Below are 25536 nucleotides of genomic sequence, written 5' to 3'. Positions count from 1 at the left end.
CTGTGGCGCCTGTACGAACCGCTCGCGCTTGTGGCGCGGGTTAGAACAAACTGCCTACAAATGAAAGCGCGTCTTGCCGCGGATGGCCTTGTGTGCCGGTCGCGACCTGACCATAGGGCTTTGGGGTGTTCAAAGCGTCCCATACGTTATCGCGTTGCACCATTATGGTCAAGGAAAATGTCAGCGCTGCTGCCTTTTTGCTCACCCGATATGCAAAAACCATGCGGAAACGCACATTTTTTGCTAGCATGCGCTCAGTTTACGAAAAGCAGTCCCGCCTCCTCTCCGCCCACAGCACACGCAGCCGTTAGCTCGCCCCATACCGCATGGCAACAGACAAAGAATTATCCGACTTTCTAGAAAATGTCGAGCGGCGCGCTTTCAAGCAGGCCGCCTACGCGGTCCGCAAGGAAGAATCGGCACTCGACATCGTGCAGGACGCCATGATCAAGCTGGCCGAAAAGTACGGCGACAAGCCGGCCGCCGAGCTGCCGATGTTGTTCCAGCGCATCTTGCAAAACACCATACTCGACTATTTCCGTCGCGAAAAAGTGCGCAACACCTGGGTCAGCCTCTTCTCCGGCATGAAGCCCTCGGGCGACGAGCATGAGGATTTTGATATACTTGATACTTATGAATCGGAACAGGGCTCCAGCGCCGCCGAATCCTCGGCCGACCAGGTCGAACGCGCGCAAATCCTTGATTTGATTGATGCAGAGGTACAAAAACTGCCCTCACGTCAACGCGAAGCCTTCCTCATGCGTTATTGGCAGGACATGGATGTGGCTGAAACAGCGGAAGCGATGGGTTGCTCCGAAGGTAGCGTGAAAACACATTGCTCTAGAGCTACCCACACGCTCGCCGAATCGCTGAAAGCCAAGGGAATTAAATTATGAACACCGACGATCTCAATTTCGCTTACAAAGTGCGCCATGCACTGAACGAAAAACTCGACGACCTGCCCGCATCGGCCACCGATCGCCTGGCAGCGGCACGCAAACTGGCCCTGTCGCGCAAGAAGGCGGACGCGCCCGCCGCCGTCACCGTGCGCCAGAATGTGTTCGCCGGCGCGGCCAGCAGCCTGTTTGTCGAACCGCTGTCGTGGCTGGGCCGCATGAGCGTCATCATCCCCCTGCTGCTGCTGGTCGGCGGCATGGTGGGCATCTATCAGTTTGAGCAGGAACAACATATTGCCGAACTGGCAGAAATCGACGCCGCCGTGCTGTCGGACGAACTGCCGCTCTCCGCCTACATGGACCATGGCTTCAACGCCTACCTGACGAAACGCGAGCAATAAACATGGCACGCTCGAGCGTACGCAAAGGCTGGCTGGCTGGCGGCATCGGCTTGGGTGCCTGCGCCCTCGCTGGCGCCGCCTGGGTAGGCGCGCAGCAACATGCCGCTCCCGTCGCCCCTCCCGTGGCGGCCGCGCCCGTGGTGGCGCCGCCCCCGGCCCCGGCCGCCAAGCCCGGCTCCCCCCGCACGGCAGGCAAAGGCGGCACGCCGAAGGCCGGCGAGAATCCATCGTGGAACAAGCTGTCGCGCGCGCAGCAGGAAGCCCTGCAGCCGCTGGCGGGCGAATGGAACAAGCTGGAAGCCTTGCGCAAGCAGAAATGGCTCGATATCGCCAGCCGTTTTGCCTCCATGACGCCGGACGAGCAAACCCGCGTGCATGAACGCATGCGCGAATGGGTCAAGCTGACGCCGGAACAGCGCCGCCTCGTGCGCGAAAACTATACGCGCACGAAGAAGATTGATCCGGGTCAAAAAACCGCGCAATGGGAGCAATACCAGCAATTGCCGGAAGATCAAAAGAAAAAGCTGGCGACGGAACTCGTGCCGAAGAAACCGCTGGGCAAAGTGCCCGCGATCAATTCCAACACGAGCAAGCCGCCCGTGCTCATGGCGCCCGCCACGCCAGCAGCGCCTGTCGCCGCCGTGCCCGTCCTGCCGCCCGCTCCCGCAGCGCCGGCAGTGCCGGCAAGCGATCCTGCCGCCGTGCCAGTCACGCCACCTACCACGCCTGCCCCACTGCCAACCAATGTCAAATAGCACGCCTGCCGCCAGCATCACTTCCCATCCCACGATCAAGCGTCGCCTGATTTCCATGGTGTACGAGTCGCTGCTGGCCCTGGCCGTGCTGTTCCTGCCCTTCCTGCTGTTTGAACTGGCCGTGCAAGGCGCGCATACGCCGTTGACGGAACACATGCGCCAATGCCTGGCCTTCCTCGTCATGGGGGCGTATTTCATCCATCAATGGAGCCGCGAAGGGCAAACCCTGGCCATGAAGACGTGGCGTTTGCAACTGGTACTGCCGGGCCATGCTCACGTGCCGCTGCGCGTAGCCGCGTACCGTTACGTCCTGTCATGGATATGGCTGCTGCCAGCGCTCGTGGCGGCGTATGCCTTCGACCTGCAGCACTGGACTGCCCTGGGTGCCATCGGCATCGGCATCCTGGCCTGGTCAAGCACGGCCCTGTTCACGGGCAATGGGCAATTCCTGCACGACAAGCTGGTCGGCACGCAGATCGTCCAATTGCCAGCCCCCGCAAAGAAGTCGAAGAAAGTCGCCGCCTGAGTTTTTGCGCGGCTTGACCTGGGTCATTGAAGCGCCACGGGGGCTCTGCGATCATGGCATGCCATGAATAATACCGCCCCCCTCCCCCACACACGCTTCGCCCCCTACCGCGAGGAAGTCTGCAGCGAAGACGAAGTCAAGCATCTCGTCCACACCTTTTATGCGGCCGCGCGCGACGACGCCATGCTGGGTCCCATCTTTGCCGCCGAGGTCAAGGATTGGGATGCCCATCTGGCAACATTAATCGATTTCTGGTCAGGCTTGCTGCGCGGCACCATGCGCTACCACGGCAAGCCGTTGGCCCAGCACGCGCAAATGGAAAATTTGACGCCCTGCATGTTCCGCCGCTGGCTGACCCTGTTCTTCGCCACGACCGAGAGCATGGGCAATGCGGCCCTGCAAGAGAAGGCCGATACCATCGCCTTGAATATTGCCGAACGGCTATGGAAAAGCTTTGCGGAAAGCCATTCCATCGTGGCGCCGCAGCTTTAGAAGCGTTCGTAGCCCTGCAGATATCGCCATTGCCCCACGGGCATGGCGCCCATCGAAATGCGGCCGATGCGCAGCCGTTTCATGGCGACCACGTCCAGTCCCACCATCTTGCACATATGGGCGATCTGACCCGGCTGCACGTTTTTCAGGGCAAAGCGCAAACGCGTTTCATTTTGCCAGCTGACCTTGATCGGCGGCAAAGGCTTGCCATTGAAGGGCAGGCCGTGATTGAGCAGCGCCAGGCCATTCTCGGCGATGGCGCCCGACACTTCCACGATGAATTCCTGCTCCACCGTTTTCGCTTCGTCGACCAGCTTGCGGGCGACGCGGAAATCCTGCGTGAATACCAGCAAGCCGGACGCCATGGTCTCGAGCGGGTTGGTGATGGTCAGGCCGATCAGGTGGCGCTTGAGAAAGCGCGTGACGGAGCTGGGCGCCACATTTTCCGGTGTGAAAATCTCTTCGGGACGCAAACAGCTCAATGCCGGTTTCCCCTCGCTGCCCACGCCACCGTTGATCCCGGCCGGCTTGTGCAGCAAGATCGTCACGGGCGGCATTTCTTCCAGGGTCGCATTCGGCAGCAGCACCACCGTTTGATTGTCGGCCACGCGCGCGCCCGACTCTTCCACCAGCACGCCATCGACCGTCACCCAGCCGCCCTCGATATACAGCTCGGCCTCGCGGCGCGAACAGGGCACGTCTTCAGACAGGCGCTTGGCCAGGCGGACGGTGGGCATTTCAATAGGTGTGGTCATGGGAAGGCGCAAAAAGCAAGAGGAGGAGAAAGCCGGTATTGTAACCGACCCGCTCCTCCCCTCTTGTTGATTGCGCAGGTGGTTGTCGGATTACGCTGCGCTAATCCGACCTACGTGGCGCATCAGGCAGGTTGGATTAGCGGCTTGCCGCGTAATCCAACAATCAGGCCGTGGCCTTGGCCAATTCCTCGGCAAAGAAACGGTGCCCCATCTCTTCCAGGCCCAGGGTTTGCAGCACTTCCTGCAAGCGCTCCGTCGGGCGCTGGCGCGGCAAGTTCTTGTAACTGGCGATGATCAGCTCATTCTTCATCGAATGCTCCCAGCCCACCAGTTCCGTCACGCTGACCTGGTAGCCGTGCGCTTCCAGCTGCAGACAGCGCAGCACGTTGGTGATCTGGCTGCCGAATTCACGCGTGTGCAGCGGGTGACGCCACAGTTCCGTCAAGACATTCTTGCCCAGGCTCTTGCCCTTGTTCTTCTTCAATACGGAGGCGACTTCCGCCTGGCAACATGGCACCAGCACCATGAACTTCGCCTTCTTCTTCAAGGCGAAGTGGATGGCGTCGTCGGTGGCCGTATTGCACGCGTGCAAGGCCGTGACGATGTCGATCTGCTGCGGCAGCAAGGTCGATTCCGTCGATTCGGCTACGGACAGCGGCAAGAACGACATGCCGGGGAACTTGAATTTCTTGGCCAGCTCCTGCGAACGCTGCACCAGTTCTTCGCGCGTCTCGATGCCGTAGATGTGCGAACCGTCGTTGCCGTTCTTGAAGAACAGGTCGTACAGGATGAAGCCCAGGTAGGACTTGCCGGCGCCGTGGTCGACCAGCGAGACGCCAGGGTGATCGAGCTGCACTTCGCGCAGCAGCGGCTCGATGAACTGCGTCAGGTGATATACCTGTTTCAACTTGCGGCGGCTGTCCTGGTTCATCTTGCCGTCGCGCGTCAGGATGTGCAATTCCTGCAGCAAGGCGACCGACTGGCCATCCTTGATCTCAGGCATGTTGCTGGCGGCCGTGATGACGTCTTTCGGCGCAGCGGCTACGGTGGCGGCGGTTGCCGCGCCCTTAACGCGCTTCATCGATCCACGCCATCTGTATCGCTTCGAGCACTTTTTCGCCGCCGCGCGTGTGGTCATCGTCGAAGCCGTCCAGTTCCACCACCCAGTTGTGCAGGTCGGTGAAACGCACAGTCAGGGGATCGATGTCCGGATGCGCGTCGAACAAAGCCTCGGCGATCACGTGAATGTCGGACCATTTCATGTTAGTGGCTGCCTTCGCTGACCTGGTTGATCGTGTATTTCGGGATTTCGACGACGAGGTCGGCCTCGGCCACGATGGATTGGCACGACAGGCGCGACACGGCTTCCAGGCCCCAGGCCTTGTCCAGCATGTCCTCTTCCAGTTCCGTCGCTTCGTTCAAGGATTCGATGCCTTCGCGCACCAGCACGTGGCAGGTGGTGCAGGCACACGATTTTTCGCAGGCGTGCTCGATGTCGATGTCGTTTTCCAGCAGGATGTCGCAGATGGACTTGCCGGCAGGTGCTTCGATGACGGCGCCGTCCGGGCAAAGCTTGGCGTGCGGCAGGATAACGATTTGTGGCATGGTGTCTTCTTTCAGTCTGTCATTCGGGGCGCGGCCGCGGCATGTGCCTGCGGCGCGCATGTCAATTATCTTTAAACGACTTGATCCAGCGATTTGCCGGTCAGTGCCGTGCGCACGCTGCGGTCCATGCGGCGCGAGGCGAAATCCTCGGTGCCGTCGGCGAGCGCCTCGATCGCCAGCTTCAAGGCCTGGTGGTCGATGGCGCCGCTTTGCGATTGCGCAATAGCGTCACGCACCTTGTTCATCAAGCCATCCACGGTGACGCGTTCGGCGTCATCGAGCAAGCCGCCGTCTTCATCGAGCGCCGACTGCGTGGCCAGCAGGATGCGTTCCGCTTCCACCTGCTCTTCGCGCAGCGCGCGCGCCACCATGTCGACGTCGGCCGAGGTGTACGAATCCTGCAGCATGCGGGCGATGTCATCGTCGCCCAGGCCATACGCCGGCTTGACGCTGATCGACGCTTCCACGCCCGAGCGCAGTTCGCGCGCCGAGACGGACAGCAAGCCGTCCGCATCGACCTGATAGGTGATGCGGATGCGCGCGGCGCCCGCCACCATCGGCGGAATGCCGCGCAATTCGAAGCGCGCCAGCGAACGGCAATCGCTCACCAGTTCGCGCTCGCCCTGCAGCACGTGCACGGCCAGCGCCGTCTGGCCATCCTTGAATGTCGTGAATTCCTGGGCTCTGGCGCACGGGATGGTCGAATTGCGCGGGATGATTTTTTCCACCAGCCCGCCCATGGTCTCGATGCCCAGCGACAGCGGGATCACGTCCAGCAACAGCCAGTCGTCGCCGGCGGCGCGATTGCCTGCCAGTAAGTTCGCCTGGATGGCCGCGCCCAGCGCCACCACTTTGTCCGGGTCGATATTCGCGTGCGGCGTCGTGTGGAAGAATTCGCTGACGGCGCGCTGCACGTGCGGCATGCGCGTGGCGCCGCCCACCATCACCACGCCGTCGACGTCGTCCGCATCCACGTTCGCGTCGCGCAAGGCTTTCTTGATGGCGTTCATGGTTTTCACTACCAGGTGCGAAGTCATGGCGGCGAATTCTTCGGCCGTGATGCGCAGATGGATTTCTTCGCCCGAGTTCAGCTTGGCGTCGATCGTCGTTTCCGACTTGGTCGACAGCAATTCCTTGATCTCGCGCGCCTTGACCATCAGGATGGCCGTGTCTTCGTCCGACAGCGGCGCCAGCTTGGCATGCTCGCTGATCCAGCAGAACAGGCGGCGGTCGAAATCGTCGCCGCCCAGGGCCGAGTCGCCGCCCGTGGACAGCACTTCGAAGACGCCCTTGCTCAGTTTCAGGATCGAGATGTCAAAGGTACCGCCGCCCAGGTCATACACGGCGTACACGCCTTCGGACGCGTTGTCGAGGCCATACGCGATGGCGGCGGCCGTCGGCTCGCTCAGCAGGCGCAGCACGTTGATGCCGGCCAGCTGCGCCGCATCCTTGGTTGCCTGGCGCTGTGCATCGTCAAAGTAGGCTGGCACGGTGATCACGGCGCCCACCAGGTCGTCGCCGAGCGAATCTTCCGCGCGCTGGCGCAGGGTGGCGAGGATTTGCGCCGACACTTCGACGGGGCTTTTCACGCCGGCCACGGTTTTCAGCTGCACCATGCCAGGCGTATCCTGGAAGTCGTACGGCAGGTTTTCCGCGTAGGCGATGTCTGCCAGGCCGCGGCCCATGAAGCGTTTCACGGAAACGATGGTGTTCTTCGGGTCGGTGGTTTGCGCGGCCAGGGCCTTGTAGCCGATGTTGGCGTGGCCGTTCGGCAGGTAGCGCACGACGGAGGGCAGCAGGGAGCGCCCGTCTTCGTCGTTGAGCACCTCGGGGATGCTGTTGCGGACGGTGGCGACCAGGGAGTTGGTGGTGCCAAGATCGATGCCGACGGCCAGGCGGTGCTGGTGCGGCGCGGTCGACATGCCTGGTTCGGAAATTTGCAGAAGTGCCATTGTATTCGTGCCTCGATTAATTTTTTGCGTGATGCAGTTGATGCCTGACGCGCATTATAAGTCGCGGGCCAGACTGGCGCTTGGCACGCCGGTCAAGCGATCGCCTGGTCAAGCCTCGATGGCCTCATAGGCAAAACGCACTTCCTCGCCGAATTTGTCGAGGAACATCAGGGCGCGCACGCTTTGCGCGGCATTCGCGTAGTCGGCCGCGTCCAGCTGGGCCGCCACCTGGGCCAGCAAGGCCTTGCGTTCGCCGCGCAGCTGGCGGTCCAGGGCGTCGAGCGCGTCGGCATCCTTGCCGGCGCGGGCGTCGCCCAGCTCTTCGCGCCATTCCATCTGCTGCATCAGGAAGCTGACGGGCATGGCCGTGTTCGACTCCGTCTGCAGGTCGACGCCATTGAGTTCGCACAGGTATTGCGCGCGCTTTTGCGGGCTTTTCAGGGTTTGATAGGCTTCATTGGCGCGCGTGGCCCATTGCATCGCCACGCGCTTTTCAGCGCTGCTGGCGTTGATGAAACGGTCCGGGTGGACCTTGCCCTGCACGTCGCGGTAGGCAGAGTCGAGCGCGCTCATGTCGAGCGAGAACTGCGCCGGCAACTGGAATAATTCGAAGTGGTTTTGCATAATGGTCGGTGGTCGCTGTACCGCAATCGATGGGTACAGCGCACCGACCGGGGTCTTGCCAGCTGTTTAAATCCTGAAGGACTCGCCGCAGCCGCAGGCGTCTTTTTCGTTCGGATTGTGGAACTTGAAGCCTTCGTTCAAGCCTTCGCGCGCGAAATCGAGCTCCGTGCCGTCGATGTAAGGCAGGCTTTTCGGGTCGACGAAGACTTTCACGCCGTGCGATTCGAAGACGCTGTCTTCGGCCGCCACTTCATCGACATACTCAAGCTTGTAAGCCAGGCCCGAGCAGCCCGTGGTCCGCACGCCAAAGCGCAGGCCCATGCCCTTGCCGCGCCGTTCGATATAACGGTTGATGTGTTTCGCCGCTTTTTCGGTCAGTGTGATCATGTATTTCTCCGCTCCTGTTCCCACATGGGAACAGGTATCAAAATCCAACAAATTCTAGAGTGCCTGAAAAACGTTCAGGGCAAGGCGCATTGCCGAAGGCAGTACGACTAGTACGACAAGGCAATGCAACGCAGCCATGGGCGTTTTCTCAGGCGCTCTACGCTGCCGGATGGCGGGTCTGGTAGTCCAGCACTGCCGCCTTGATGGCGTCTTCCGCCAGGATGGAGCAGTGGATCTTCACTGGCGGCAGGGCCAGTTCTTCGGCGATCTGCGTGTTCTTGATGGCCAGTGCCTGGTCCAGGGTCTTGCCCTTGACCCATTCGGTCACCAGCGAGCTCGAGGCGATGGCCGAACCGCAGCCGTAGGTCTTGAATTTCGCGTCTTCGATCAGGCCATCGGCGCCGACCTTGATCTGCAGTTTCATCACGTCGCCGCAGGCAGGCGCGCCTACCATGCCGGTGCCGATGGTTTCATCACCCTTGTCGAAAGCGCCCACGTTGCGCGGGTTTTCGTAGTGATCGAGTACTTTGTCCGAGTAAGCCATTTTGATGCTCCTTAAATATTCTTGCCGGCCCCGTCAACAGGGGCCAGGGTGTTGGTTAGTGGGCAGCCCATTGGATGGAATTGATATCGATGCCATCTTTAAACATGTCCCACAGCGGCGACAGGTCGCGCAGCTTGTGTACTTTCGATTTCAGCAGGTTCACGGCGAAGTCGATGTCTTCCTCGGTCGAGAAGCGGCCGATGGTGAAGCGGATCGAGCTGTGCGCCAGTTCGTCGCTGCGGCCCAGGGCGCGCAGCACGTACGATGGTTCCAGGCTGGCCGAGGTGCAGGCCGAACCGGACGACACGGCAATATCCTTGATCGCCATGATCAGCGACTCGCCTTCAACGTAGTTGAAGCTCACGTTCAGGTTGTGCGGCACGCGGTGATCCATGTCGCCGTTGATGTAGACTTCTTCGATCTCTTGCAAGCCCTTGGCCAGGCGGTCGCGCAAGGCCTTGATGCGGCCGATTTCGCTGTCCATTTCTTCCTTGGCGATACGGAACGCTTCGCCCATGCCGACGATCTGGTGCGTAGGCAGGGTGCCCGAACGCAGGCCGCGCTCATGGCCGCCACCGTGCATCTGCGCTTCCAGGCGCACGCGCGGCTTGCGGCAGACGTACAGGGCGCCCACGCCTTTCGGTCCGTAGGTTTTATGTGCCGTGAAGGTCATCAGGTCGACCTTGGTCTTTTGCAGGTCGATGACGACCTTGCCCGTCGCTTGCGCAGCATCGCAATGGAAGATGATGCCTTTCGAGCGGCAGAACACGCCGATTTCGTCGATCGGCTGAATCACGCCGATTTCGTTATTCACCAGCATGACCGACACGAGGATGGTGTCCGGGCGCACGGCCGCGGCCAGCTGCTCGACGGTGATCAGGCCGTTGTCCTGAGGTTCCAGGTAGGTCGCTTCAAAGCCGATGCGTTCCAGTTCGCGCACCGTGTCCAGCACCGATTTGTGCTCGGTCTTGACGGTGATGATGTGCTTGCCCTTGGTCTTGTAGAACTGTGCCGCGCCCTTGATGGCCAGGTTGTTGCTTTCCGTCGCGCCGGACGTCCAGATGATTTCGCGCGGATCGGCGTTCACCAGGGCCGCCACGTAGCCGCGTGCCTCTTCCACGGCTTTTTCCGCCGTCCAGCCATACATGTGGCTGCGCGATGCCGGATTGCCGAACTGCTCGCGCAGGTACGGAATCATCTTGTCGGCGACGCGTGGATCGATCGGCGTGGTGGCCGAGTAATCCATGTAGATCGGGAAATGCGGTGCGGTTTCAAAGTGCACTTGGCCTACGTTTTTTTCTGGGGCGTTCATCAATAACTCCTGCAATCAGCAACTGGTATTTTTGTCATTATCAACCGAGGGCGGCGTGGTTACGGTGCATCACCATCACGCTTTGTTCGGCAATCTTTTGTCTCTGCTGGTCGACCAGGTCCTGCAAGGACACAGAATCCAGATAATCGACCATTTTTTCGTTGAGTGTGGACCACAATTCATGCGTCATGCAGCGCGCACCCGTGGCCGCATCGGCGCCGTGGCAATGTTCCTTGCCGCCGCACTGCGTGGCGTCCAGCGGTTCGTCGACGGCGATGATGATGTCGGCCACCGTCACCTTGTCTGCACGGCGCGCCAGGCTGTAGCCGCCGCCGGGACCGCGGATCGACTCGACGATCTCATGCCGGCGCAGCTTGCCGAACAGCTGTTCCAGGTAGGACAGGGAAATCGACTGCCGCTGGCTGATGCCGGACAAGGTGACCGGTCCCTTGCCCTGGCGCAGGGCAAGATCGATCATCGCTGTCACGGCAAAACGGCCTTTTGTAGTCAGACGCATACATCCTCTGGTCAACTGGTTTAAAATATTGCGGTTTTTCAACTCCTCAAACCCCGAGTAGTTGAATGATTTAGTCAAGTATAACAAATTCGGCGGGGTTTGTCAGAGCGCCCCTCGATGACCACAGGGCTGGAAGGGGCATGGCCGGCCGCGCCAGGCGCGGCGGCATCAGGAAAACAACAGTCGGGAAATCGCAGGGCGTTCTCAGCCCCGTAAGGCGGTCCGCACTTTCATCAGTTCAAACCCCAGCAGGTTCAAGCCGTCCCAAGTGGCGGGGTCCAGGATGCGCGGATTGTCCGACGCCAGGCCCACACCCCAGATGCGGTCGACTGGACTGGCTTCGACGATGACGCGCTCGCCCGTGCCCAGCAAGAACTTGCGCAGCGCGGCCTTTTGCGAGAACTTGGCAAAATTGCCATCGAAGACGATGCCGGCACGTGCCGCTTCCCATACTTTGGCGTCAAAGTTCGCCACTTCGCGTCCCAGCTTTTTCACTTCCGACGGCCGCTCGGCCGCCACGATGCGCGCCTGGACGGCCGTGTCGCCAAACAGGGCCGCCTTTTGCGCCATCATGTAGTGCTCGGCCGTCGCATACGTCACGCCGGCCAGGCTGAACGGCGACGGAAACCACTGGCTGAAGCAGCTTTTGTCGGCCACCTGCGGCTGCGCCGGCGTGTGGCCCCAGAAATACAGATAGTCGGGCACGCCGCCCGCCGCGATCCACGCCTTCAATTCTTCCACGTTACTGATTTGCATATTCCCCGCACTTCCGCCAGACAGGCGATGATTCAAGCTCAAGCACGCAATAGTTGCATCGGGCCAAACAAGGCCTGCATGTCACGATTGCCGATAAAGGACAGATTATACGGATGTTCCGCCGTCACCTGCGGCAAGGATGCGGCCACCGGCAGGCGTTTGATGAGCTCGGCGATCTTGCCCCACAGCACCAGTTGCGGCGTGACCGCCCCGCCCTGCTGCGCCAGCGCTTCCAGCACCACCTGCAGGAAAGGCAGCCAGCCGCGCGCATCCTGCACGGGCGGCACGTGGGAACGGAACACCAGCGCCGCGTTGAGCAGCAAGAAGCCCTGCTCCGTCATCTTGCGCTGCAAGTCGGGCAGGGTCTGGATCACGCCGCTGCCCGGCAGCTGCGCGGCGGCCGCCACGGGCGCCATGGCCACGCCGGACGTGTCGCCACCCTGCAACTGGCCATCGGCCACCAGCAGCATCTTCATGAAGTTGCGCAGGGACGTGGCGCGGTTGACGGGCTTCGACAGGCCCGTCGCCGACCACAGGCTGCCGACGGCGCCATCCATGAAGCACACGCCCGTGGCGCTGTCGGCGCGCGGATACGGCCCCTCGCCCACCAGCACGTAGCGCACCTGTGCCAGCGGCAAGGCAAAGGCGGCAAACAGCCGGCCCTGCGTAGGCAGGTAATCGTCGACGGCCAGCGCCGGCAGGTAGGCGGGATCGGCCTCCATCACGGCCTGCAAGCCGCGCAGGAGGATGGGACGCCAGGAAGCGTGCGCCAGGGACAGGGCATCGGTGATGCTGGCAGGAACGATTGTTGCGGTCATGGGGCGTGAAGTATTTGGGCAAACGCAAATTGTAGCCTACCGACAAGCTGGTACTGACTGCCCAAAATCAAGCACGCATAAAAAAGCCCCGGCCTGCATGCTGGCCGGGGCGGTTAGCGGCTTGACGCGGATCAAACTTATTCTGCGTCAGGCTGCTGCGACGGATGCGCGGCGGCAAACGCAGGCAAGCCAGTGCAATGCGCGTGAATGCGCGCCACGCGCGGGTACGGCGCCAGGTCGATGGCGAAACGCTGTGCATTGAATAACTGCGGCACCAGGCAGCAGTCGGCCATCGTCGGGCTGCCACCATGGCAGAACAGGCCCGTGCCGGCCGGGTCGCCCTGCGCCAGCAGCGCTTCCACGGCCGCCAGTCCCTCGGCCATCCAGTGGCGGTACCACTCCTGCTTGGCCTCGTCCGACAGCCCCAGGGTATTTTTCAGGTATTTCAAAACGCGCAGATTCGTCAGCGGATGGGCGTCGCAGGCGATGGCCAGCGCCAGCGCGCGCACCCTGGCGCGTCCCAGCGCATCGGCCGGCAGCAGCGGCACGGCTGGCCGCGTCTCGTCCAGGTACTCGAGCATCGCCAGCGACTGCGTCAGGATGGCGCCACCGTCATCGAGGGCAGGCACCAGCGCCGACGGGTTGACGGCGCGGTAGGCGGGCAGCAGTTGCTGGCCGCCGTCCTGCAGCAGATGCACGGGGATGCTGTCGTAGGCGATGCCCTTCAAATTGAGGGCGATGCGCACGCGGTAGGCGGCCGAACTGCGGAAATAGGTGTACAGCTTCATGGGGCGCCCTCCCCTCAGGCGCGGCCGGCGTACAGGGCAACGGTCTGCTCGATGCTGCCGAAGATGCTGGCACCGGCCGCGTCGCGCATCTCGATGCGCACCGTGTCGCCGAACTTCAGGTAGGCCGTCTTCGGCGCGCCGTGTTCGATGGTTTCATACATGCGCACCTCGGCCAGGCAGCAGTAACCGACTCCGCCGTTCTCGATGCTGGAGCCAAACAGGTTGCCCTGCTTGTTCGACACGGTGCCGGAACCGACGATGGTGCCGGCGCCCAGTTCGCGCGTCCTGGCCGCATGCGCCACCAACTGGGCAAAGTTGAACGTCATGTCTTCGCCCGCATTCGGCTTGCCGAACGGTTTGTCGTTCAGGTCCACCAGCAGCGGCAGGTGCAGCTTGCTGTCCGCCCAGTCGGCACCCAGTTCATCGGGCGTGACGGCGACGGGCGAAAACGCGCTGGCCGCTTTCGACTGGAAGAAACCGAAACCCTTGGCCAGTTCGCCCGGGATCAGGTTGCGCAGCGAGACGTCGTTGACCAGCATGACCAGGCGGATCGCCTGCGCCGCGTCGTCCACGCTGGCGCCCATGGCCACGTCGCCCGTAATCACCGCCACTTCCGCTTCCAGGTCGATGCCCCACTCTTCGGACAGCGCGAAGATCGGGTCGCGCGGACCGATAAAGCTGTCGGAACCGCCCTGGTACATCAGCGGGTCCGTGTAGAACGAAGCTGGCACTTCCGCGTTGCGCGCCTTGCGCACCAGCTCCACGTGGTTGATATAGGCGGAACCGTCGGCCCACTGGTAGGCGCGCGGCAGCGGCGAGTGGCACAGCGCCGCGTCAAAGGGCTGGGCGTCCGGCGCCTTGCCTGCATTCAGGTCGGCGTAGGCAAGTTCGAGCTTGGGCGCGACGGCGTCCCAGTTGTCGAGCGCTGCCTGCAGGGTGGGCGCGATGGCGGCCACGCGCTGGTACTGGCGCAGGTCGCGGCTGACGAGGATCAGGGCGCCGTCGCGGCTGCCGTTTTTCAGGGTTGCGAGTTTCATGGTGTTCCTTGTTCTGTGTATTTCAGAGAGTGTCGGTCTGCAGCATTCAATCTGCTGCGCTCAGGCTTCCGCCGGCGCGTGCATCCAGGCGGCGTGTTTCGGCGCGCGGCGCGTCTGCGACCATTCTTCCAGCATTTCCCATTTGACGGCGTCCAGTTTGGCCATCATTTCAGGCGTGCCCACGTTGGCCGCCAGTTCCAGGCGGTGGCCGTTAGGGTCGAAGAAATAGATCGACTGGAAGATGGCGTGATTCACGGGACCGAGCACCTCGATGCCGCCGGCCACCAGGCGTTCCTTGGCGGCCAGCAGTTCGTCCATGCTGCCCACTTCCAGCGCCAGGTGCTGCACCCAGGCCGGGGTATTGCGGTCGCGGTCCATCGGCGGCTGCGTCGGCAGCTCGAAGAAGGCCAGCACATTGCCCTGGCCTGCGTTGAGGAAGACGTGCATGTACGGGTCCGGCGCCTTGGTCGACGGCACCAGGTCTTCCGCGATGGCGAGGACGAAATTCATGTTCAAATGCTTGACGTACCACTCGACGGTCTTCTTCGCGTCGATGCAGCGGTAGGCGACGTGGTGGATTTGCTTGATCTTCATGTGCTTGTCTCCAATGGATGGCGCCCTGGGCGCAATGGCTGGCCTGTTTTTCAGCTTTTCACCATTAGAATCGAGTTCCAGCTATCATACAAACAATTTTTAACCATTGATTTATCGGATTATCTTATGAGTCCCAGCCTGCGGCAGATGCGCGCCTTCGTGGCACTGGCCAAGACCGGCAGTTTTACCCTGGCCGCCGAATACCTGCACGTGACGCAGTCCGCCTTGAGCGGTTTGATCAAGGAACTGGAAAGCGTGCTGGGCGTGCGCGTGGTCGAGCGCAGCACGCGCAAGACGCAGCTGTCCGAAATCGGCCGCGAACTGTATCCGCTGTTTGAAAAGATGATCGAAGACCTCGATGGCGCCATGGCTGGCATCGCCCAGCGCAAGGCCCTGAAGACAGGCCTGGTGCGCATTGCCGCGCCGCAGATGATGGCGTGCACCCTGCTGCCGGAAGTGATCGCCGCCTACCGGCAGGCGCACCCGGACGTGCAGCTGCGCCTCGTCGACTGCCCCGTGGAAAACGTGTCGGCGCGCGTCTTCAGCGGCGAAGTCGATTTCGGCATCGGCCCCGAACGCGATCCGACGGCGGAAATCGCCGCGCAAGTGCTGTTCGAAATGCCCTTCGTGCTGGTCTACCCCGAGCAGCATCCGCTGCGGCAGAAAGAGCGCGTCACCTGGGCCGACGTGGGCGACTACCCGTTCATTTCGCTGCAGGGCCAGTTCACGGAACGCCTGCTGCGCGACATGCACGGCGCGTTTCGCGAATTGTCGCTCAATCCCTACAATGAAGTGACGTTCATGACGACGGCGCTGGCCATGGTCAGCGCCAACCTGGGCATCACGGTCTGCCTGCCGTACGCGGAACCGATGGTCAAACTATATAATTTGCACATGCGCGCCCTGCACGAGCCGGAACTGACGCGACGCTTTTTCGTGTACACGAAGACGGGACGTTCGCTGTCGCCGGCGGCCGAAAGCTTCATGGCCTTCCTGTTCCAGTTCGTCGAGACGCACGAATGGAACGTGGGGGCGAACAGCGGCGCAGCACGTGTGGCCTTGCCTGCGGACGGTTCGGCCGCCGCCCCTTTATAATGGCGCATCACTCCATACCGCCCGCACCATGACCCAAGCTGCCCTGAACGAGCTGTCGTCCATCGACGCCGCCACCATCGCCATCAACCAGCGCATGAACAAATTCGATGGCCACGCACAGGTCTGGCTGTTCGGCTATGGCTCGCTGATCTACAAGGCCGATTTCCCCTACATCGAGCGCCGCCCGGCCAGCATCGCCGGCTGGACGCGGCGCTTCTGGCAAGGTTCGCACGACCACCGGGGCACGCCGATGGCGCCAGGCCGGGTCGCGACCATCGTGCCGCAGGCAGGCGCCGTGTGCGACGGCATGGCCTATCTGATCACGCCCGAAGTCTTCGCCCACCTCGACCACCGCGAAAAGAACGGCTACCTGCGTTTAGCTACCGACATCACCTTCGACGATGGCAGCAAGGTCGAAGGCCTGGTGTACATCGCCAACGAGGAAAACGCCGCCTTCCTCGGTGCCGCTCCGGAACTGGACATCGCGCGCCAGATCGCCCGTTCAAACGGCCCCAGCGGCCCGAACAGCGAATACCTGCTGCACCTGGCCAGCGCCCTGCGCGAGCTGGGCAAGAGCGATCCCCATGTCTTTTCCATCGAACAACATCTGGCACAGATGCAGACACAGACACAGGATAACGCGGCAGGATAGCGCCCCAGCAGGATAGCGCCCCAACATAGCACCGCACGTCAGCACCGCGGCACCCTCCGGTACCCGGGCAAGACCTTGTCTCCGGGTTCCCGGACGGCGGCACATCATTCCCGGCAACCTGCGGCAATCCCCCGGCCGCAGATCAGCGTCGCCCGCCTTTCAGCTCGTGAGCGCGCCCCAGCATTCTCGGCCGTGACAATGACTTAACTTAAAACAAATCCAGCTGTCCTGCATTGCCATTTTTTACTTTCGCGCCCAGCGGCGGCACCACCAGCGGGCGGCGGAACTGCGTGCAATCGAGCTGCTTGAAGCGGCCGCCCTTGCCATGCAAGCCCAGCCGGTGCACGGCTTTTTCAAAGCGCTGGCGGATGAGGTCGGCCCATACGCCTTCCCCCCGCATGCGCGCACCGAACGCGCTGTCGTAATCCTTGCCGCCGCGCATTTCGCGCACCCGGTTCATCACGCGCTGGGCCCGTTCGGGGAAGTGCGCTTCCAGCCATTGCTGGAACAGCGGACTCACTTCCCACGGCAGGCGCAGCACCACGTAATGGGCGTGGATGGCGCCCGCGTCCCGCACGGCTTCGAGCAACTGCTCGATTTCCGGTTCCGTCACGAACGGGATGATGGGCGCGATGCTCACGCCCACGGGGATGCCCGCCTCCGTCAGGGTGCGGATCGTGCGCAAGCGTCGCGCCGGGGCGGCAGCGCGCGGTTCCAGGGTGCGCGCGATGGCCGGGTCGAGCGTGGTGACAGTGACGGCCACGGCGGCCAGGCGCCGGGCCGCCATGGGAGCCAGAATGTCGATATCGCGCTCGATCAGCGACGATTTCGTGATCAGCGCCACGGGGTGGTCGCATTCGTGCAGCACTTCCAGCACGCGCCGCGTCAGTTGCCGTTCGCGTTCGCACGGCTGATACGCATCCGTGTTCACGCCCAGAGCGATCGGTTCCGGCACATAGGAGGGCTTGGCCAGTTCGCGCCGCAAGAGTTCGGGGGCGTTCACCTTGGCGTAGATGCGGCTTTCGAAGTCCAGGCCCGGCGATAGCCCCAGATAACTGTGCGTGGGGCGGGCAAAGCAATAGATGCAGCCCCGAATTAAGCCGACTTGAATTGTTCACCAACTCGGATTCTAACCTATGAAAATGGGTCAAACTCCAAATTCGATGTGTTCATGAACATTTTTCAGTCGTGTTTGCTGAGCTATGACTACATCACTGGCGGCTCGCCCCGCTTACGGAGTCGCTTCTTGCACCCACGTCCCCTGAATGCAACCGGCGGAACGATCTCGACGACAACCAGGCGATTGATTCGCCAGGCACGCCTCTGGCGCGGAACATGGCCATGGTGCGACGAGGCACGTGATCACACGAGACTAAACACCCAACAAACACCATAACCGGCAATCATGATTTAGATATAATTTACATTTTTTTGCAATCAAATTAGTTATCACGACATCACGCCCCAAATTCGATCAACGTCCTTGGCAACCGGCTCATCATTGCAACCTCGCCAACATCGTTGAAATGCACTACAAAAGCGTACAAAACCATAGCATGCCAATTAGCTGAATTTTCTAAGGCACTTGAAAAATAGATAGATCTGTAAGCCAATAAAATACACTGATACACTGATACACTAGGTCAAAAAGTAAGGCGGATGATCGCTATTTCTGATCAGCTCGCAAAAAAAGCGATACTTCTGATTTACTACCCAAAGCTATTCATTGCAGAGAAAACATGAACACCGTGCAACAAAAGGAAGTCATAAATGCCACGTTGGAATGGGTCGCAACACTAGATGCAGCACTCACAAGCGTCATGTCACGAAGTGATTCCAATGCGCTGATCCGTGAGATCTTTGCTACCTTGCTCTTGCTACGCTGGACCGATCTGCACGATCTCGATGAGGAAGCGCTGGCGGCTATCGAGGACCGTCCCCCACATACATTTCTGCCACAGGCGCTTCAATGGCGCCACTGGGCTCATCCGAAGCACACACCCTCCGTCATTAAAAAATTACACGATTTGATTAACTACTTGGAAAATTTGCCAGGTAAAAATGAGTATTCGGAATTGGGTTTGCTACGAGCATTAGCCCGTCCGTTGCGCCGCATATTAGCGGCGAACTTAGTCGATCTTATCGGCTTCATTTCCTGGGTGACTAACTTGCCATGTGAAGGGCAGCGCGACCGTCAAGTATTGTTGGAAGTACTGGATCAGGTGATCGCCGATACGGGCAATTCCTACGACGGTATGTTCTCTACTCCCGTCAATATCGCGCGACTTGTTGTAGCGCTGGCAAATCCACAACTCGACGAGCGAATCTACGATCCGTGCTTTGGAACTGGAAATTTTTTGGTGGCCGCTTGGCAGTACACAGAACGGAACCTTGTCGCACAGCTTCGCAAAAGCAATGTGAGAGAGGTGACGGGCGTAGAGATTAATGACCGGGTGTTCTTCATCGGTATGACCCGTATGCTTTTAGCGGGCATCAGCAGTCCACATCTTGAATTGGCTAACAGCCTAGAACTCGAGTTGTTCAGTCCCCACTTCCTAGATAAATTCGATTTAGTACTTGCCAATCCACCTATTGGCGCCAAGACCAATCGCGAGCGTTGGCGCTACAACCACTTCGCCTTCCCCACCAATGACAGCACGGGCCTATTTGTGCAGCACGCATTGTCTCAACTAAAGCCCAATGGACGAGCGGTGATCGCTGTGCCAGAGGGATTTTTGTTCCGCGGCGGTGCAGATCGTGAATTGCGACGACACCTTTTAGAGCAAGGTCAGGTAGAAGCGGTAATAGGCTTGCCAGCTGGCGCATTCGCTCCATACACTAGGATTCGGGGTAGTCTGCTTGTGTTAAGCAAACAAGGAGGTGCAAGTCAGGTACAAATGGCAGATGCTAGCAACTTCTTTGAGCAGTCGCCTGGAGGCAAAGTACTGACCATCCACGCAGAAATTGCACAACAGCTAGCCAATGAAATTCGACTTACCAAGTTGGGTAAACAGGGGCTTCTGTCAGATGTCAGCGGAGGTACCGCGGGCGTTGGAAAGCGGCCGCATTCGGTATGGAAGGTTTCCATTGAAGAACTCGCCGAAGCAGATTGGGATTTATCACCACGACGTCGTGAAAAAGGAGGGCTGCATACACTTTTGGGGAACATCAAAGAGGCATTAGGAGAGTCGGGCGAAGTAGCTTCGCTCTCAGATGTGGCAAAAGTGATCACTGGGAGATTCATTAGATCCGTTGACTTACTTGATGTCGCACCCTTGGCGCACGCGGTGGGATACGTGCGCATCAAAGATTTAAGTCAAGGCAAAGTGAGCCGGCCATCAAGCTGGTTGAGACCAGAAGTAGCTGATCAGGAACAGCGCTGGAGCTTGCTACTCGGTGACGTTCTAATTTCAAAATCCGGCACAATCGGCAAGGCGGCCTTAGTACATAACGAATCGATCGGATCGATTGCGGCTAGCAGCCTCTATGTCCTGCAAACAGATCAGGAACGACTAGACCCCGGATTTCTGCTGGCCTATCTCGCAAGCCCCTCCTGTCAAAATTGGTTGTCAGCGCAATCACGCGGAGCAGTAAGCCAATATCTCAATCGGGCTGTATTCGATGCCTTACCAATACCATTGCCCCCGTTGCAAAAAATGCAAAAGCCAGCGCGGCAGCACAGTTCCAAGAATTCGGCACTGATGCATTAGTTTTCCTAACGCACGCTTTCGGCAGTAGCAAATTGGACAAACTGACTACCTGGATGGCTGATTTGCATGGGAAAATACCTCGTTTTTCGCCAGGCTTGGACGAAACGCCTTCGATCAGTTTACTGGAGCCGATAGAGGCCCTGGTAGATATAGCATGGGTCTGGCCCGATCTGGACCAACTAAACCAACAGACAGGTCATTGGCTTCTGCCACTTGCTAAAATCCTTATTCGGTTAAAAGGCGTGTATAAAATGCCGCCTGGACCAGGATTATTATATAAATTAGAAGAAACAAAATCAGGTGCATCAATTTTTCTGGAACAAAGCACGGGTTACCTGCCGCTGGAGTCTCAGGCTAGAGCTATAACAGAAGGCTTAAGAACGTGGATTAATTATTTAATAATTGATTTTGATTTTACCAATCGACTAGAAATGCGAGCAGTACCTACCTCGCTTTTAGCCGGCACATTTTCAGAATTTTCTGTAGAGATCCAAAGCAAGAGTGTTTTACCACTTCTCAATTTGAGAATAGAAACAATACCGCACTGGGGTAGTGCTGAGGTACCTTATCTCGCGGAGCAAGGACGGTTCACCCTAAATCTACGTGGCGATGTACCGCAGCAAGCTGAGCAACTTTCGCTACGCTTCCAATGGCATGCCACTACCCTATCAACATTGTCTGTCGGGAGCACTATCGAACTTGCAATCCGCGTGGTGAAACCCGAGCAAGCCTCTATGCAATTTGCTAGCAACCTGGGCAGTAGTCCTTACGTGACTGGTAGCCCATTAGAGCCCAAGCATGGCCACAATGTTTTCTATGGGCGAGAAAATCTAATTGGCCAGATTAGTCGTCAAATCGCCACCCACGGCAATGTGGTTCTGCTCGAAGGTAATCGCCGGGCCGGTAAGACCTCAATTTTGAAGCATCTGGAAGGATACTCTACCACTCCAGGCTGGCTGGCAGTTTATGCCAGCTTACAAGGAGCTGAAGGGTCGGCACAAGCCGTTGGTGTACCAACGGAAGGGGTGTTCCGCGAAATAGCTCGCAGCATTGCCGTTGCGCTGAGCAAACTGTCTATTGATGTACCGCTACCCAACGGACAGACACTTTCCGCTGGCAAGCCAGCACTGGGAGTGGCACAGGCTTGCCGGGAAGGCATCAGCATAGGAACTCCTTTCCATGACTTTCGCGAGTATCTGGAAGTAGTGTTGGCCGTTCTCGAACCATTGGGACTTGGATTGGTGTTAATGCTCGACGAATTCGATAAGTTGCAAGAGGGCATTGACAGCGGGGTGACCTCACCACAAGTACCAGACAACATTCGTTTCATGATTCAGTCCTATCCAAAGTTCTCGGCAATTCTGACTGGGTCACGCCGACTGAAGCGAATGCGCGAAGAGTACTGGTCCGCGCTTTATGGCTTGGGAACCAGTTTCTCAGTGACAGTGCTTGATCCGGAAAGTGCGCGCAAGGTAATTATCGAGCCTGTGCGCGATCGACTAACCTTTTCGCGGGAGGCGATCGAACGATTGATTGAAGTCACAGCACGTCATCCTTACCTGATGCAATGTCTGTGTAACAGAGTATTCGACTACGCAGTACAGACAATGAGCCGGTCAATCACGGTCAGCGTTGTTAACGATACCGTCCATGGACTAGTACGTGACAACGAACATTTCGCTAGCCTTTGGGATTACGCCGCCCGCGGCCCGAAAACTGGCCGTCATCGCCGACATATGATCCTGTTGTTATGTGCGTTGAGCTTTAAACAAGGAACGCATGTCGACTTTGGCACGCTGCACGAGCAATTGACGCAAGTCGGCGTGGAAGTTAATGACGAGGCTTTAGATACCGATTTAAGCTACCTCCGTGAGCTGGAGCTAATCGATTTTTCAGGCGAAATTGGCGATGGCGAATATCGATTGGCCATTCCAATGATGGCGGAATGGATTGAGCAACAACAAGATGCCGACGTGGTATCCAGCCACGCACGCGCAGAAGCAGAGGAAGAAAATGTCTGACAATCAATTCCCCATACTGGGAACGTTCGTACCACCAATGCTAGGACGCATGGCTATTATGCAAAGGATGACAACAGCGCTAACCAAAGCTGTACCTGATCATCTACAAGTCGTCGGCCCGCGGTTTGCGGGCAAGACGGTGCTTTTGCATGCGTTAGCTACACGATTAAAAGAAGAGGATTCACCTTACTCAGTCGTCCTAATATGGGATCTCGGTCATCAAACACCTGGGACAGATACACTGTTCATGCAAAATTTGGCACGTGAGCTTTCTACTGCACTGCGGAATAGCCACTCTGACTACGCTGATTTTTTGGACTGCACAAAAGACAATCCATACCAAGATATTGTCGAGGTCCTAGACCTGCTGAGCACCGATGGGGTCAAAGTATTAGTGATCATGGATGGTTTTGACAAACCGCTATCTAATGGTAAATTAACGCGTAATTTATGGGATCAGCTACGGGATCTAGCGCTCAAATCGAGCTTACGATTGGTCACTGCTAGTCGTCGCACACTGCGCGATCTGATCCGCCATCCGGATGCACAAACCAGCGATTTCTGGGGCATCTTTGATCCGAGTCCGGTGCGTGTCGGATGCTTTAATGAGCATGACCTGAAAACTGTACTGGCAACAATGCCCGAACGCACGTTCGAAATTGGCGCCGAAACAGAGTTGTGGAATGCTTCAAATGGTTATCCAGTACTCTTGCTTGATATTCTCAACGCCGTTTGCGAGATAGGCACACCTGGCTCCGTGACCCAAGTAGCCATTAATTCTGCGTGCGATAGAGTTTTTCCAACAGTGCGTGACAAGCTTGATGCGCTTTGGTTCGATTGTCCGCCTTCCTGCCAGGATCTTTTGAGGCGGGTTTTGGAGGATGAGGTCATTGCGCGTACTGGGATTCCGACAGCCGACATCGAAGTTCTAACAGAAAGAGGGTTCGTGCATGAGACGTCAAATAAACTTAAGAGGCCAAATCGTTTGTTAGGGCGTTATCTCGCGGATCAGCCACATGAAGGTAATGCACTCGTTCGATTATTTGGAACTGATGAGGCGTATCGAAAGAACCTCAAGGGTGTCTTAGAACGCCGAATTGCACAACTCGTAGGTACCGACACAACTTTAAAGCGATATCTTGAACGTAGTACTGAGGACATGCCAGATCATCCAGATATTCTTCTTGGCAATATCCGCGGCATCGTCAATCAAGCGTTTGAACTGATCTGGAATGCTGAGATACCAAATAGACAGATCCCATCTGGATGGATGGCAATCTGGAAGCGCAATAATGAGCGCAGAGTTGAAGAGTGGGAAACAACATTCCCCCAGGGTGTACATCGCGTGCGCTTGCTAAATATTATGACAGGTACAGACAAAAGTGCCTCGTGCGCAAGATATGTAACAAAGACAACCTATGTGCTTATAAACGCCGTGCACGGCTTTGGCGACTTTGGACAACACCGAGAAGGAGTACCTGTCAATACAGGCACGGCGTATGCTGCGTTGCATCTTTGCATAGAACTTGCCACTGAGCTTACAAGTAATTTGCCTAAGTAAGAGTTAGAGAGTGACGGATCTATGTTAGCGCACCAAGGGAGGGACTGATCGGCAGGAACCGTCCAGCACGCCGATCGGAACAGGAGGGCACGGCAAGGCTTTATCAGCGCGCTACATGCTGACCGGACGGACCTACGCATTACGGAGTAAATGTGACCCTCTAGGTGCAATTGGGCCGTCCCGACTGTCAGCACGATCACTCCAGTGTTCTCAGTTGCTGGGTCTGCTGCTCTAGGGCACATTGCATTTTCAGGTGGAGTTTCGGACACCGTGATCGGAAACAGTTGGCAAACCATTGCTGGATTCTGCAATGGCAAATTTGCAAACTGCTTATGCCAGGCGAAAACCTAATTGGCATTGACGTTGAATTCGCAGGCAGCCTGCGAAACCGAGACAGCCAGACACCAGTATGATTTAGCAGTTCAAGCCGAAGAACTAACAAGCCCCCTTGAACTAAAGAACTCAATCATCTGTGAACTGAACAAAAGACTTGCCAAGCAATGCGCTGAGGCGCGAATTCATACAATTAGATGAGAATGCTTCTATGTCCGATGCTCGCTAGACTTCTGACGTCAGAAATATTTACCCGTGCGCGCCACCCACAACACTGCATCGACAAACAGGCGGTTACTCACGCCCCGACGCCCATGATCCCCAGCCTTACCACACATAAGAGGCGCTATACGTTCCCATTGATCATCCCGTAACAACATCCGCCACATCCTTGTTCGCCCAAAGCTAAGGATATAAACACAAATCACAAAAAGTTACCCCCCCCCCCCGCACAAAAAAATCATGGCGCGTCGATTAAGAACGCCTAACAAAACGTCGTCCAGAGAAACAAACGGCCCCGAAGCTGGTCAAACCCACCTGACATTGTTTTCGGGAACCGCGCCATGGCCAAAGCCCTTCTTCCTGACGACCTGTGGGCGCTGATTCAGCCATTGCCGCCAGCATATCGTCCTTCCCCCAAAGGCGGGCGCCCTCGCATTGACGACCGCGCCGCCTTGACCGGTATCCTGTTCGTCCTCAAGACCGGCTTGCCTTGGGAATATCTTCCCCGTGAACTCGGTTGCGGCAGCGGCATGAGTTGCTGGCGGCGCCTGCATGCATGGCAACAGGCAGGTGTGTGGCAACGCATCCATGACGCTATGCTGCAGCACTTGCGGGAATACGACCAGATTCAGTGGGAACGCGCCAGTGTCGACTCGGCCAGCGTGCCATCCACCCCTCGGCGGACAGCATACCGGCCCCAATCCCACCGACCGCGGCAAGCTCGGATGCAATCACCATCTGCTCGTCAATCAACGCGGTCTGCCTCTGGTGGCGAGCATATCAGGGGCTCAGGTACATGATTCCCGCATGCTGGTTCCCCTGCTTGAGGCCGTTCCTTCAGTAGCGGGGCTTGTCGGCCGTCCACGCAAACGTCTTGCCAAACTGCATGCCAACAAGGCCTATGCTTCGCGCGCCCATCGGGCCTGGTTGCGTAGCCGCGGCATCGTTCCACACATAGCCCGCTACGGCATTGAGTCACGCGAACGCCTGGGTAAATGGCGCTGGGTGGTCGAACGCACGCTGGGCTGGCTGCACCGCTTCCGCCGATTACGCATCCGCTACGAGCGCCGTGCCGATATCCACCAGGCATTCCTCTCGCTTGCCTCCATACTCATCTGCTGGAGATACATTCAGCGGTTTTGTTAGGCGTTCTTAATCTTAAGCATATACGCTTAAAGTCTCG

General features: G+C 58.6%; 26 protein-coding genes and 2 pseudogenes. 11 read left to right on the top strand and 17 right to left on the bottom strand.

The genetic code is table 11. The annotated features are described in order from the left end of the window. The first annotated feature begins 326 nt into the window (after nucleotides 1-326). The 5 genes from JAB1_RS24735 to JAB1_RS24715 all read left to right on the top strand — a co-directional run bounded on the left by JAB1_RS24735 (nucleotide 327) and on the right by JAB1_RS24715 (nucleotide 3070). Nucleotides 327-896: an RNA polymerase sigma factor gene (locus JAB1_RS24735; protein WP_034779551.1), complete on the top strand. Its 570-nt coding sequence runs from the start codon at nucleotides 327-329 to the stop codon at nucleotides 894-896. Then, nucleotides 893-1297: a DUF3619 family protein gene (locus JAB1_RS24730; protein WP_070282155.1), complete on the top strand. Its 405-nt coding sequence runs from the start codon at nucleotides 893-895 to the stop codon at nucleotides 1295-1297. The genes JAB1_RS24735 and JAB1_RS24730 overlap by 4 nt, the downstream gene beginning before the upstream one ends. 2 nt (nucleotides 1298-1299) lie before the next feature. Next, nucleotides 1300-2052, top strand: a complete 753-nt coding sequence (locus tag JAB1_RS24725; protein ID WP_070282154.1) for a DUF3106 domain-containing protein — start codon at nucleotides 1300-1302, stop codon at nucleotides 2050-2052. Then, a complete protein-coding gene (locus tag JAB1_RS24720; protein WP_070282153.1) occupies nucleotides 2042-2578 on the top strand; it encodes an RDD family protein in 537 nt (178 codons plus the stop codon). The genes JAB1_RS24725 and JAB1_RS24720 overlap by 11 nt, the downstream gene beginning before the upstream one ends. 63 nt (nucleotides 2579-2641) lie before the next feature. Further along, nucleotides 2642-3070, top strand: coding sequence for a group III truncated hemoglobin (locus JAB1_RS24715; RefSeq protein ID WP_070282152.1), 429 nt, complete (start codon nucleotides 2642-2644; stop codon nucleotides 3068-3070). Here the strand turns inward: JAB1_RS24715 and JAB1_RS24710 are convergent. The 15 genes from JAB1_RS24710 to JAB1_RS24640 all read right to left on the bottom strand — a co-directional run bounded on the left by JAB1_RS24710 (nucleotide 3067) and on the right by JAB1_RS24640 (nucleotide 14759). After that, the gene (locus JAB1_RS24710; RefSeq protein ID WP_070282151.1) at nucleotides 3067-3825 is read right to left on the bottom strand and encodes an rRNA pseudouridine synthase; all 759 of its coding nucleotides are present in this window, start codon (nucleotides 3823-3825) and stop codon (nucleotides 3067-3069) included. The genes JAB1_RS24715 and JAB1_RS24710 overlap by 4 nt on opposite strands. Nucleotides 3826-3988: 163 nt before the next feature. Further along, nucleotides 3989-4906: an SAM-dependent methyltransferase gene (locus JAB1_RS24705; protein ID WP_070282150.1), complete on the bottom strand. Its 918-nt coding sequence runs from the start codon at nucleotides 4904-4906 to the stop codon at nucleotides 3989-3991. Beyond that, complete coding sequence (iscX, locus tag JAB1_RS24700) at nucleotides 4893-5087, bottom strand: Fe-S cluster assembly protein IscX (RefSeq protein WP_070255671.1); 195 nt, start codon at nucleotides 5085-5087, stop codon at nucleotides 4893-4895. The genes JAB1_RS24705 and iscX overlap by 14 nt, the downstream gene beginning before the upstream one ends. A 1-nt stretch (nucleotide 5088) precedes the next feature. After that, complete coding sequence (gene fdx, locus JAB1_RS24695) at nucleotides 5089-5430, bottom strand: ISC system 2Fe-2S type ferredoxin (RefSeq protein WP_034750070.1); 342 nt, start codon at nucleotides 5428-5430, stop codon at nucleotides 5089-5091. Nucleotides 5431-5501: 71 nt separating this feature from the next. Beyond that, complete coding sequence (hscA, locus tag JAB1_RS24690; RefSeq protein ID WP_034779560.1) at nucleotides 5502-7382, bottom strand: Fe-S protein assembly chaperone HscA; 1881 nt, start codon at nucleotides 7380-7382, stop codon at nucleotides 5502-5504. A gap of 108 nt (nucleotides 7383-7490) precedes the next feature. After that, a complete protein-coding gene (gene hscB / locus JAB1_RS24685; protein WP_070255677.1) occupies nucleotides 7491-8006 on the bottom strand; it encodes a Fe-S protein assembly co-chaperone HscB in 516 nt (171 codons plus the stop codon). 66 nt (nucleotides 8007-8072) lie between these two features. Beyond that, nucleotides 8073-8393, bottom strand: coding sequence for an iron-sulfur cluster assembly protein IscA (gene iscA / locus JAB1_RS24680; protein WP_010399774.1), 321 nt, complete (start codon nucleotides 8391-8393; stop codon nucleotides 8073-8075). A gap of 157 nt (nucleotides 8394-8550) precedes the next feature. Next, entirely contained in the window at nucleotides 8551-8937 is a 387-nt protein-coding gene (gene iscU / locus JAB1_RS24675) for a Fe-S cluster assembly scaffold IscU (RefSeq protein ID WP_034750082.1), read from the bottom strand. A gap of 55 nt (nucleotides 8938-8992) precedes the next feature. Further along, nucleotides 8993-10219 (bottom strand): IscS subfamily cysteine desulfurase, encoded by a 1227-nt coding sequence (locus JAB1_RS24670; protein ID WP_275041781.1) that lies wholly within the window; start codon nucleotides 10217-10219, stop codon nucleotides 8993-8995. A 70-nt stretch (nucleotides 10220-10289) separates the two neighbouring features. Then, nucleotides 10290-10766, bottom strand: a complete 477-nt coding sequence (gene iscR / locus JAB1_RS24665; protein WP_034779566.1) for a Fe-S cluster assembly transcriptional regulator IscR — start codon at nucleotides 10764-10766, stop codon at nucleotides 10290-10292. A 204-nt stretch (nucleotides 10767-10970) separates the two neighbouring features. Further along, on the bottom strand, nucleotides 10971-11522 hold the full coding sequence (locus JAB1_RS24660) for an NADAR family protein (protein ID WP_070282149.1): 552 nt from the start codon (nucleotides 11520-11522) through the stop codon (nucleotides 10971-10973). Between the two features lie 38 nt (nucleotides 11523-11560). Then, a complete protein-coding gene (locus JAB1_RS24655; protein ID WP_070282148.1) occupies nucleotides 11561-12340 on the bottom strand; it encodes a uracil-DNA glycosylase in 780 nt (259 codons plus the stop codon). 137 nt (nucleotides 12341-12477) lie between these two features. Next, nucleotides 12478-13128, bottom strand: coding sequence for a maleylacetoacetate isomerase (gene maiA, locus JAB1_RS24650; RefSeq protein ID WP_070282147.1), 651 nt, complete (start codon nucleotides 13126-13128; stop codon nucleotides 12478-12480). Between the two features lie 14 nt (nucleotides 13129-13142). Beyond that, nucleotides 13143-14165 (bottom strand): fumarylacetoacetate hydrolase family protein, encoded by a 1023-nt coding sequence (locus tag JAB1_RS24645; RefSeq protein WP_070282146.1) that lies wholly within the window; start codon nucleotides 14163-14165, stop codon nucleotides 13143-13145. A gap of 60 nt (nucleotides 14166-14225) precedes the next feature. Further along, nucleotides 14226-14759: a VOC family protein gene (locus JAB1_RS24640; protein ID WP_070282145.1), complete on the bottom strand. Its 534-nt coding sequence runs from the start codon at nucleotides 14757-14759 to the stop codon at nucleotides 14226-14228. Between the two features lie 126 nt (nucleotides 14760-14885). Here JAB1_RS24640 and JAB1_RS24635 point away from each other — a divergent pair, with 126 nt between their 5' ends. Both JAB1_RS24635 and JAB1_RS24630 read left to right on the top strand, forming a co-directional pair. After that, complete coding sequence (locus tag JAB1_RS24635; RefSeq protein WP_070282144.1) at nucleotides 14886-15854, top strand: LysR family transcriptional regulator; 969 nt, start codon at nucleotides 14886-14888, stop codon at nucleotides 15852-15854. 61 nt (nucleotides 15855-15915) lie between these two features. Continuing rightward, complete coding sequence (locus tag JAB1_RS24630; protein ID WP_139144676.1) at nucleotides 15916-16506, top strand: gamma-glutamylcyclotransferase; 591 nt, start codon at nucleotides 15916-15918, stop codon at nucleotides 16504-16506. A gap of 208 nt (nucleotides 16507-16714) precedes the next feature. Here JAB1_RS24630 and JAB1_RS24625 read toward each other — a convergent pair. Next, nucleotides 16715-17596, bottom strand: a pseudogene (locus JAB1_RS24625) (PA0069 family radical SAM protein); the annotation flags it as partial. Nucleotides 17597-18245: 649 nt separating this feature from the next. On the opposite strand from JAB1_RS24625, the gene JAB1_RS29035 reads away from it, so the two are divergent. Genes JAB1_RS29035 through JAB1_RS29025 form a run of 3 tightly spaced genes read left to right on the top strand, consistent with a single transcriptional unit; the run spans nucleotide 18246 to nucleotide 23798 of the window. After that, nucleotides 18246-20216 (top strand): N-6 DNA methylase, encoded by a 1971-nt coding sequence (locus tag JAB1_RS29035; RefSeq protein WP_071653415.1) that lies wholly within the window; start codon nucleotides 18246-18248, stop codon nucleotides 20214-20216. Between the two features lie 32 nt (nucleotides 20217-20248). Further along, nucleotides 20249-22237 (top strand): ATP-binding protein, encoded by a 1989-nt coding sequence (locus JAB1_RS29750; RefSeq protein ID WP_139144672.1) that lies wholly within the window; start codon nucleotides 20249-20251, stop codon nucleotides 22235-22237. After that, nucleotides 22230-23798 carry a hypothetical protein gene (locus tag JAB1_RS29025; protein WP_071653413.1) on the top strand — a complete coding sequence of 523 codons (1569 nt, stop codon included), beginning with the start codon at nucleotides 22230-22232 and terminating at the stop codon, nucleotides 23796-23798. Before JAB1_RS29750 ends, JAB1_RS29025 begins: the two co-directional genes overlap by 8 nt. A 584-nt stretch (nucleotides 23799-24382) precedes the next feature. Here the strand turns inward: JAB1_RS29025 and JAB1_RS29020 are convergent. Continuing rightward, a pseudogene (locus JAB1_RS29020) lies at nucleotides 24383-24520 on the bottom strand (transposase); the annotation flags it as partial. 174 nt (nucleotides 24521-24694) lie between these two features. On the opposite strand from JAB1_RS29020, the gene JAB1_RS29010 reads away from it, so the two are divergent. Next, a protein-coding gene (locus JAB1_RS29010; RefSeq protein WP_139144670.1) for an IS5 family transposase occupies nucleotides 24695-25499 on the top strand; the annotation gives its coding sequence in 2 pieces (ribosomal slippage) (nucleotides 24695-25033 and nucleotides 25035-25499; 804 coding nt in all). The last annotated feature ends 37 nt before the right edge of the window (nucleotides 25500-25536 follow it).

Origin of the sequence: Janthinobacterium sp. MP5059B, from assembly GCF_001758645.1 — a bacterium.
Lineage (GTDB): Bacteria > Pseudomonadota > Gammaproteobacteria > Burkholderiales > Burkholderiaceae_D > Janthinobacterium > Janthinobacterium lividum.
This window is presented reverse-complemented; position numbering and strand designations above follow the sequence as displayed.

Bases quoted from the DNA above. Each gene is read 5' to 3' on its own strand.
- JAB1_RS24735 (WP_034779551.1), top strand. From the start codon at position 327: ATGGCAACAGACAAAGAATTATCCGACTTTCTAGAAAATGTCGAGCGG.
- JAB1_RS24730 (WP_070282155.1), top strand. From the start codon at position 893: ATGAACACCGACGATCTCAATTTCGCTTACAAAGTGCGCCATGCACTG.
- JAB1_RS24725 (WP_070282154.1), top strand. From the start codon at position 1,300: ATGGCACGCTCGAGCGTACGCAAAGGCTGGCTGGCTGGCGGCATCGGC.
- JAB1_RS24720 (WP_070282153.1), top strand. From the start codon at position 2,042: ATGTCAAATAGCACGCCTGCCGCCAGCATCACTTCCCATCCCACGATC.
- JAB1_RS24715 (WP_070282152.1), top strand. From the start codon at position 2,642: ATGAATAATACCGCCCCCCTCCCCCACACACGCTTCGCCCCCTACCGC.
- JAB1_RS24710 (WP_070282151.1), bottom strand. From the start codon at position 3,825: ATGACCACACCTATTGAAATGCCCACCGTCCGCCTGGCCAAGCGCCTG.
- JAB1_RS24705 (WP_070282150.1), bottom strand. From the start codon at position 4,906: ATGAAGCGCGTTAAGGGCGCGGCAACCGCCGCCACCGTAGCCGCTGCG.
- iscX (WP_070255671.1), bottom strand. From the start codon at position 5,087: ATGAAATGGTCCGACATTCACGTGATCGCCGAGGCTTTGTTCGACGCG.
- fdx (WP_034750070.1), bottom strand. From the start codon at position 5,430: ATGCCACAAATCGTTATCCTGCCGCACGCCAAGCTTTGCCCGGACGGC.
- hscA (WP_034779560.1), bottom strand. From the start codon at position 7,382: ATGGCACTTCTGCAAATTTCCGAACCAGGCATGTCGACCGCGCCGCAC.
- hscB (WP_070255677.1), bottom strand. From the start codon at position 8,006: ATGCAAAACCACTTCGAATTATTCCAGTTGCCGGCGCAGTTCTCGCTC.
- iscA (WP_010399774.1), bottom strand. From the start codon at position 8,393: ATGATCACACTGACCGAAAAAGCGGCGAAACACATCAACCGTTATATC.
- iscU (WP_034750082.1), bottom strand. From the start codon at position 8,937: ATGGCTTACTCGGACAAAGTACTCGATCACTACGAAAACCCGCGCAAC.
- iscR (WP_034779566.1), bottom strand. From the start codon at position 10,766: ATGCGTCTGACTACAAAAGGCCGTTTTGCCGTGACAGCGATGATCGAT.
- JAB1_RS24660 (WP_070282149.1), bottom strand. From the start codon at position 11,522: ATGCAAATCAGTAACGTGGAAGAATTGAAGGCGTGGATCGCGGCGGGC.
- JAB1_RS24655 (WP_070282148.1), bottom strand. From the start codon at position 12,340: ATGACCGCAACAATCGTTCCTGCCAGCATCACCGATGCCCTGTCCCTG.
- maiA (WP_070282147.1), bottom strand. From the start codon at position 13,128: ATGAAGCTGTACACCTATTTCCGCAGTTCGGCCGCCTACCGCGTGCGC.
- JAB1_RS24645 (WP_070282146.1), bottom strand. From the start codon at position 14,165: ATGAAACTCGCAACCCTGAAAAACGGCAGCCGCGACGGCGCCCTGATC.
- JAB1_RS24640 (WP_070282145.1), bottom strand. From the start codon at position 14,759: ATGAAGATCAAGCAAATCCACCACGTCGCCTACCGCTGCATCGACGCG.
- JAB1_RS24635 (WP_070282144.1), top strand. From the start codon at position 14,886: ATGAGTCCCAGCCTGCGGCAGATGCGCGCCTTCGTGGCACTGGCCAAG.
- JAB1_RS29035 (WP_071653415.1), top strand. From the start codon at position 18,246: ATGAACACCGTGCAACAAAAGGAAGTCATAAATGCCACGTTGGAATGG.
- JAB1_RS29025 (WP_071653413.1), top strand. From the start codon at position 22,230: ATGTCTGACAATCAATTCCCCATACTGGGAACGTTCGTACCACCAATG.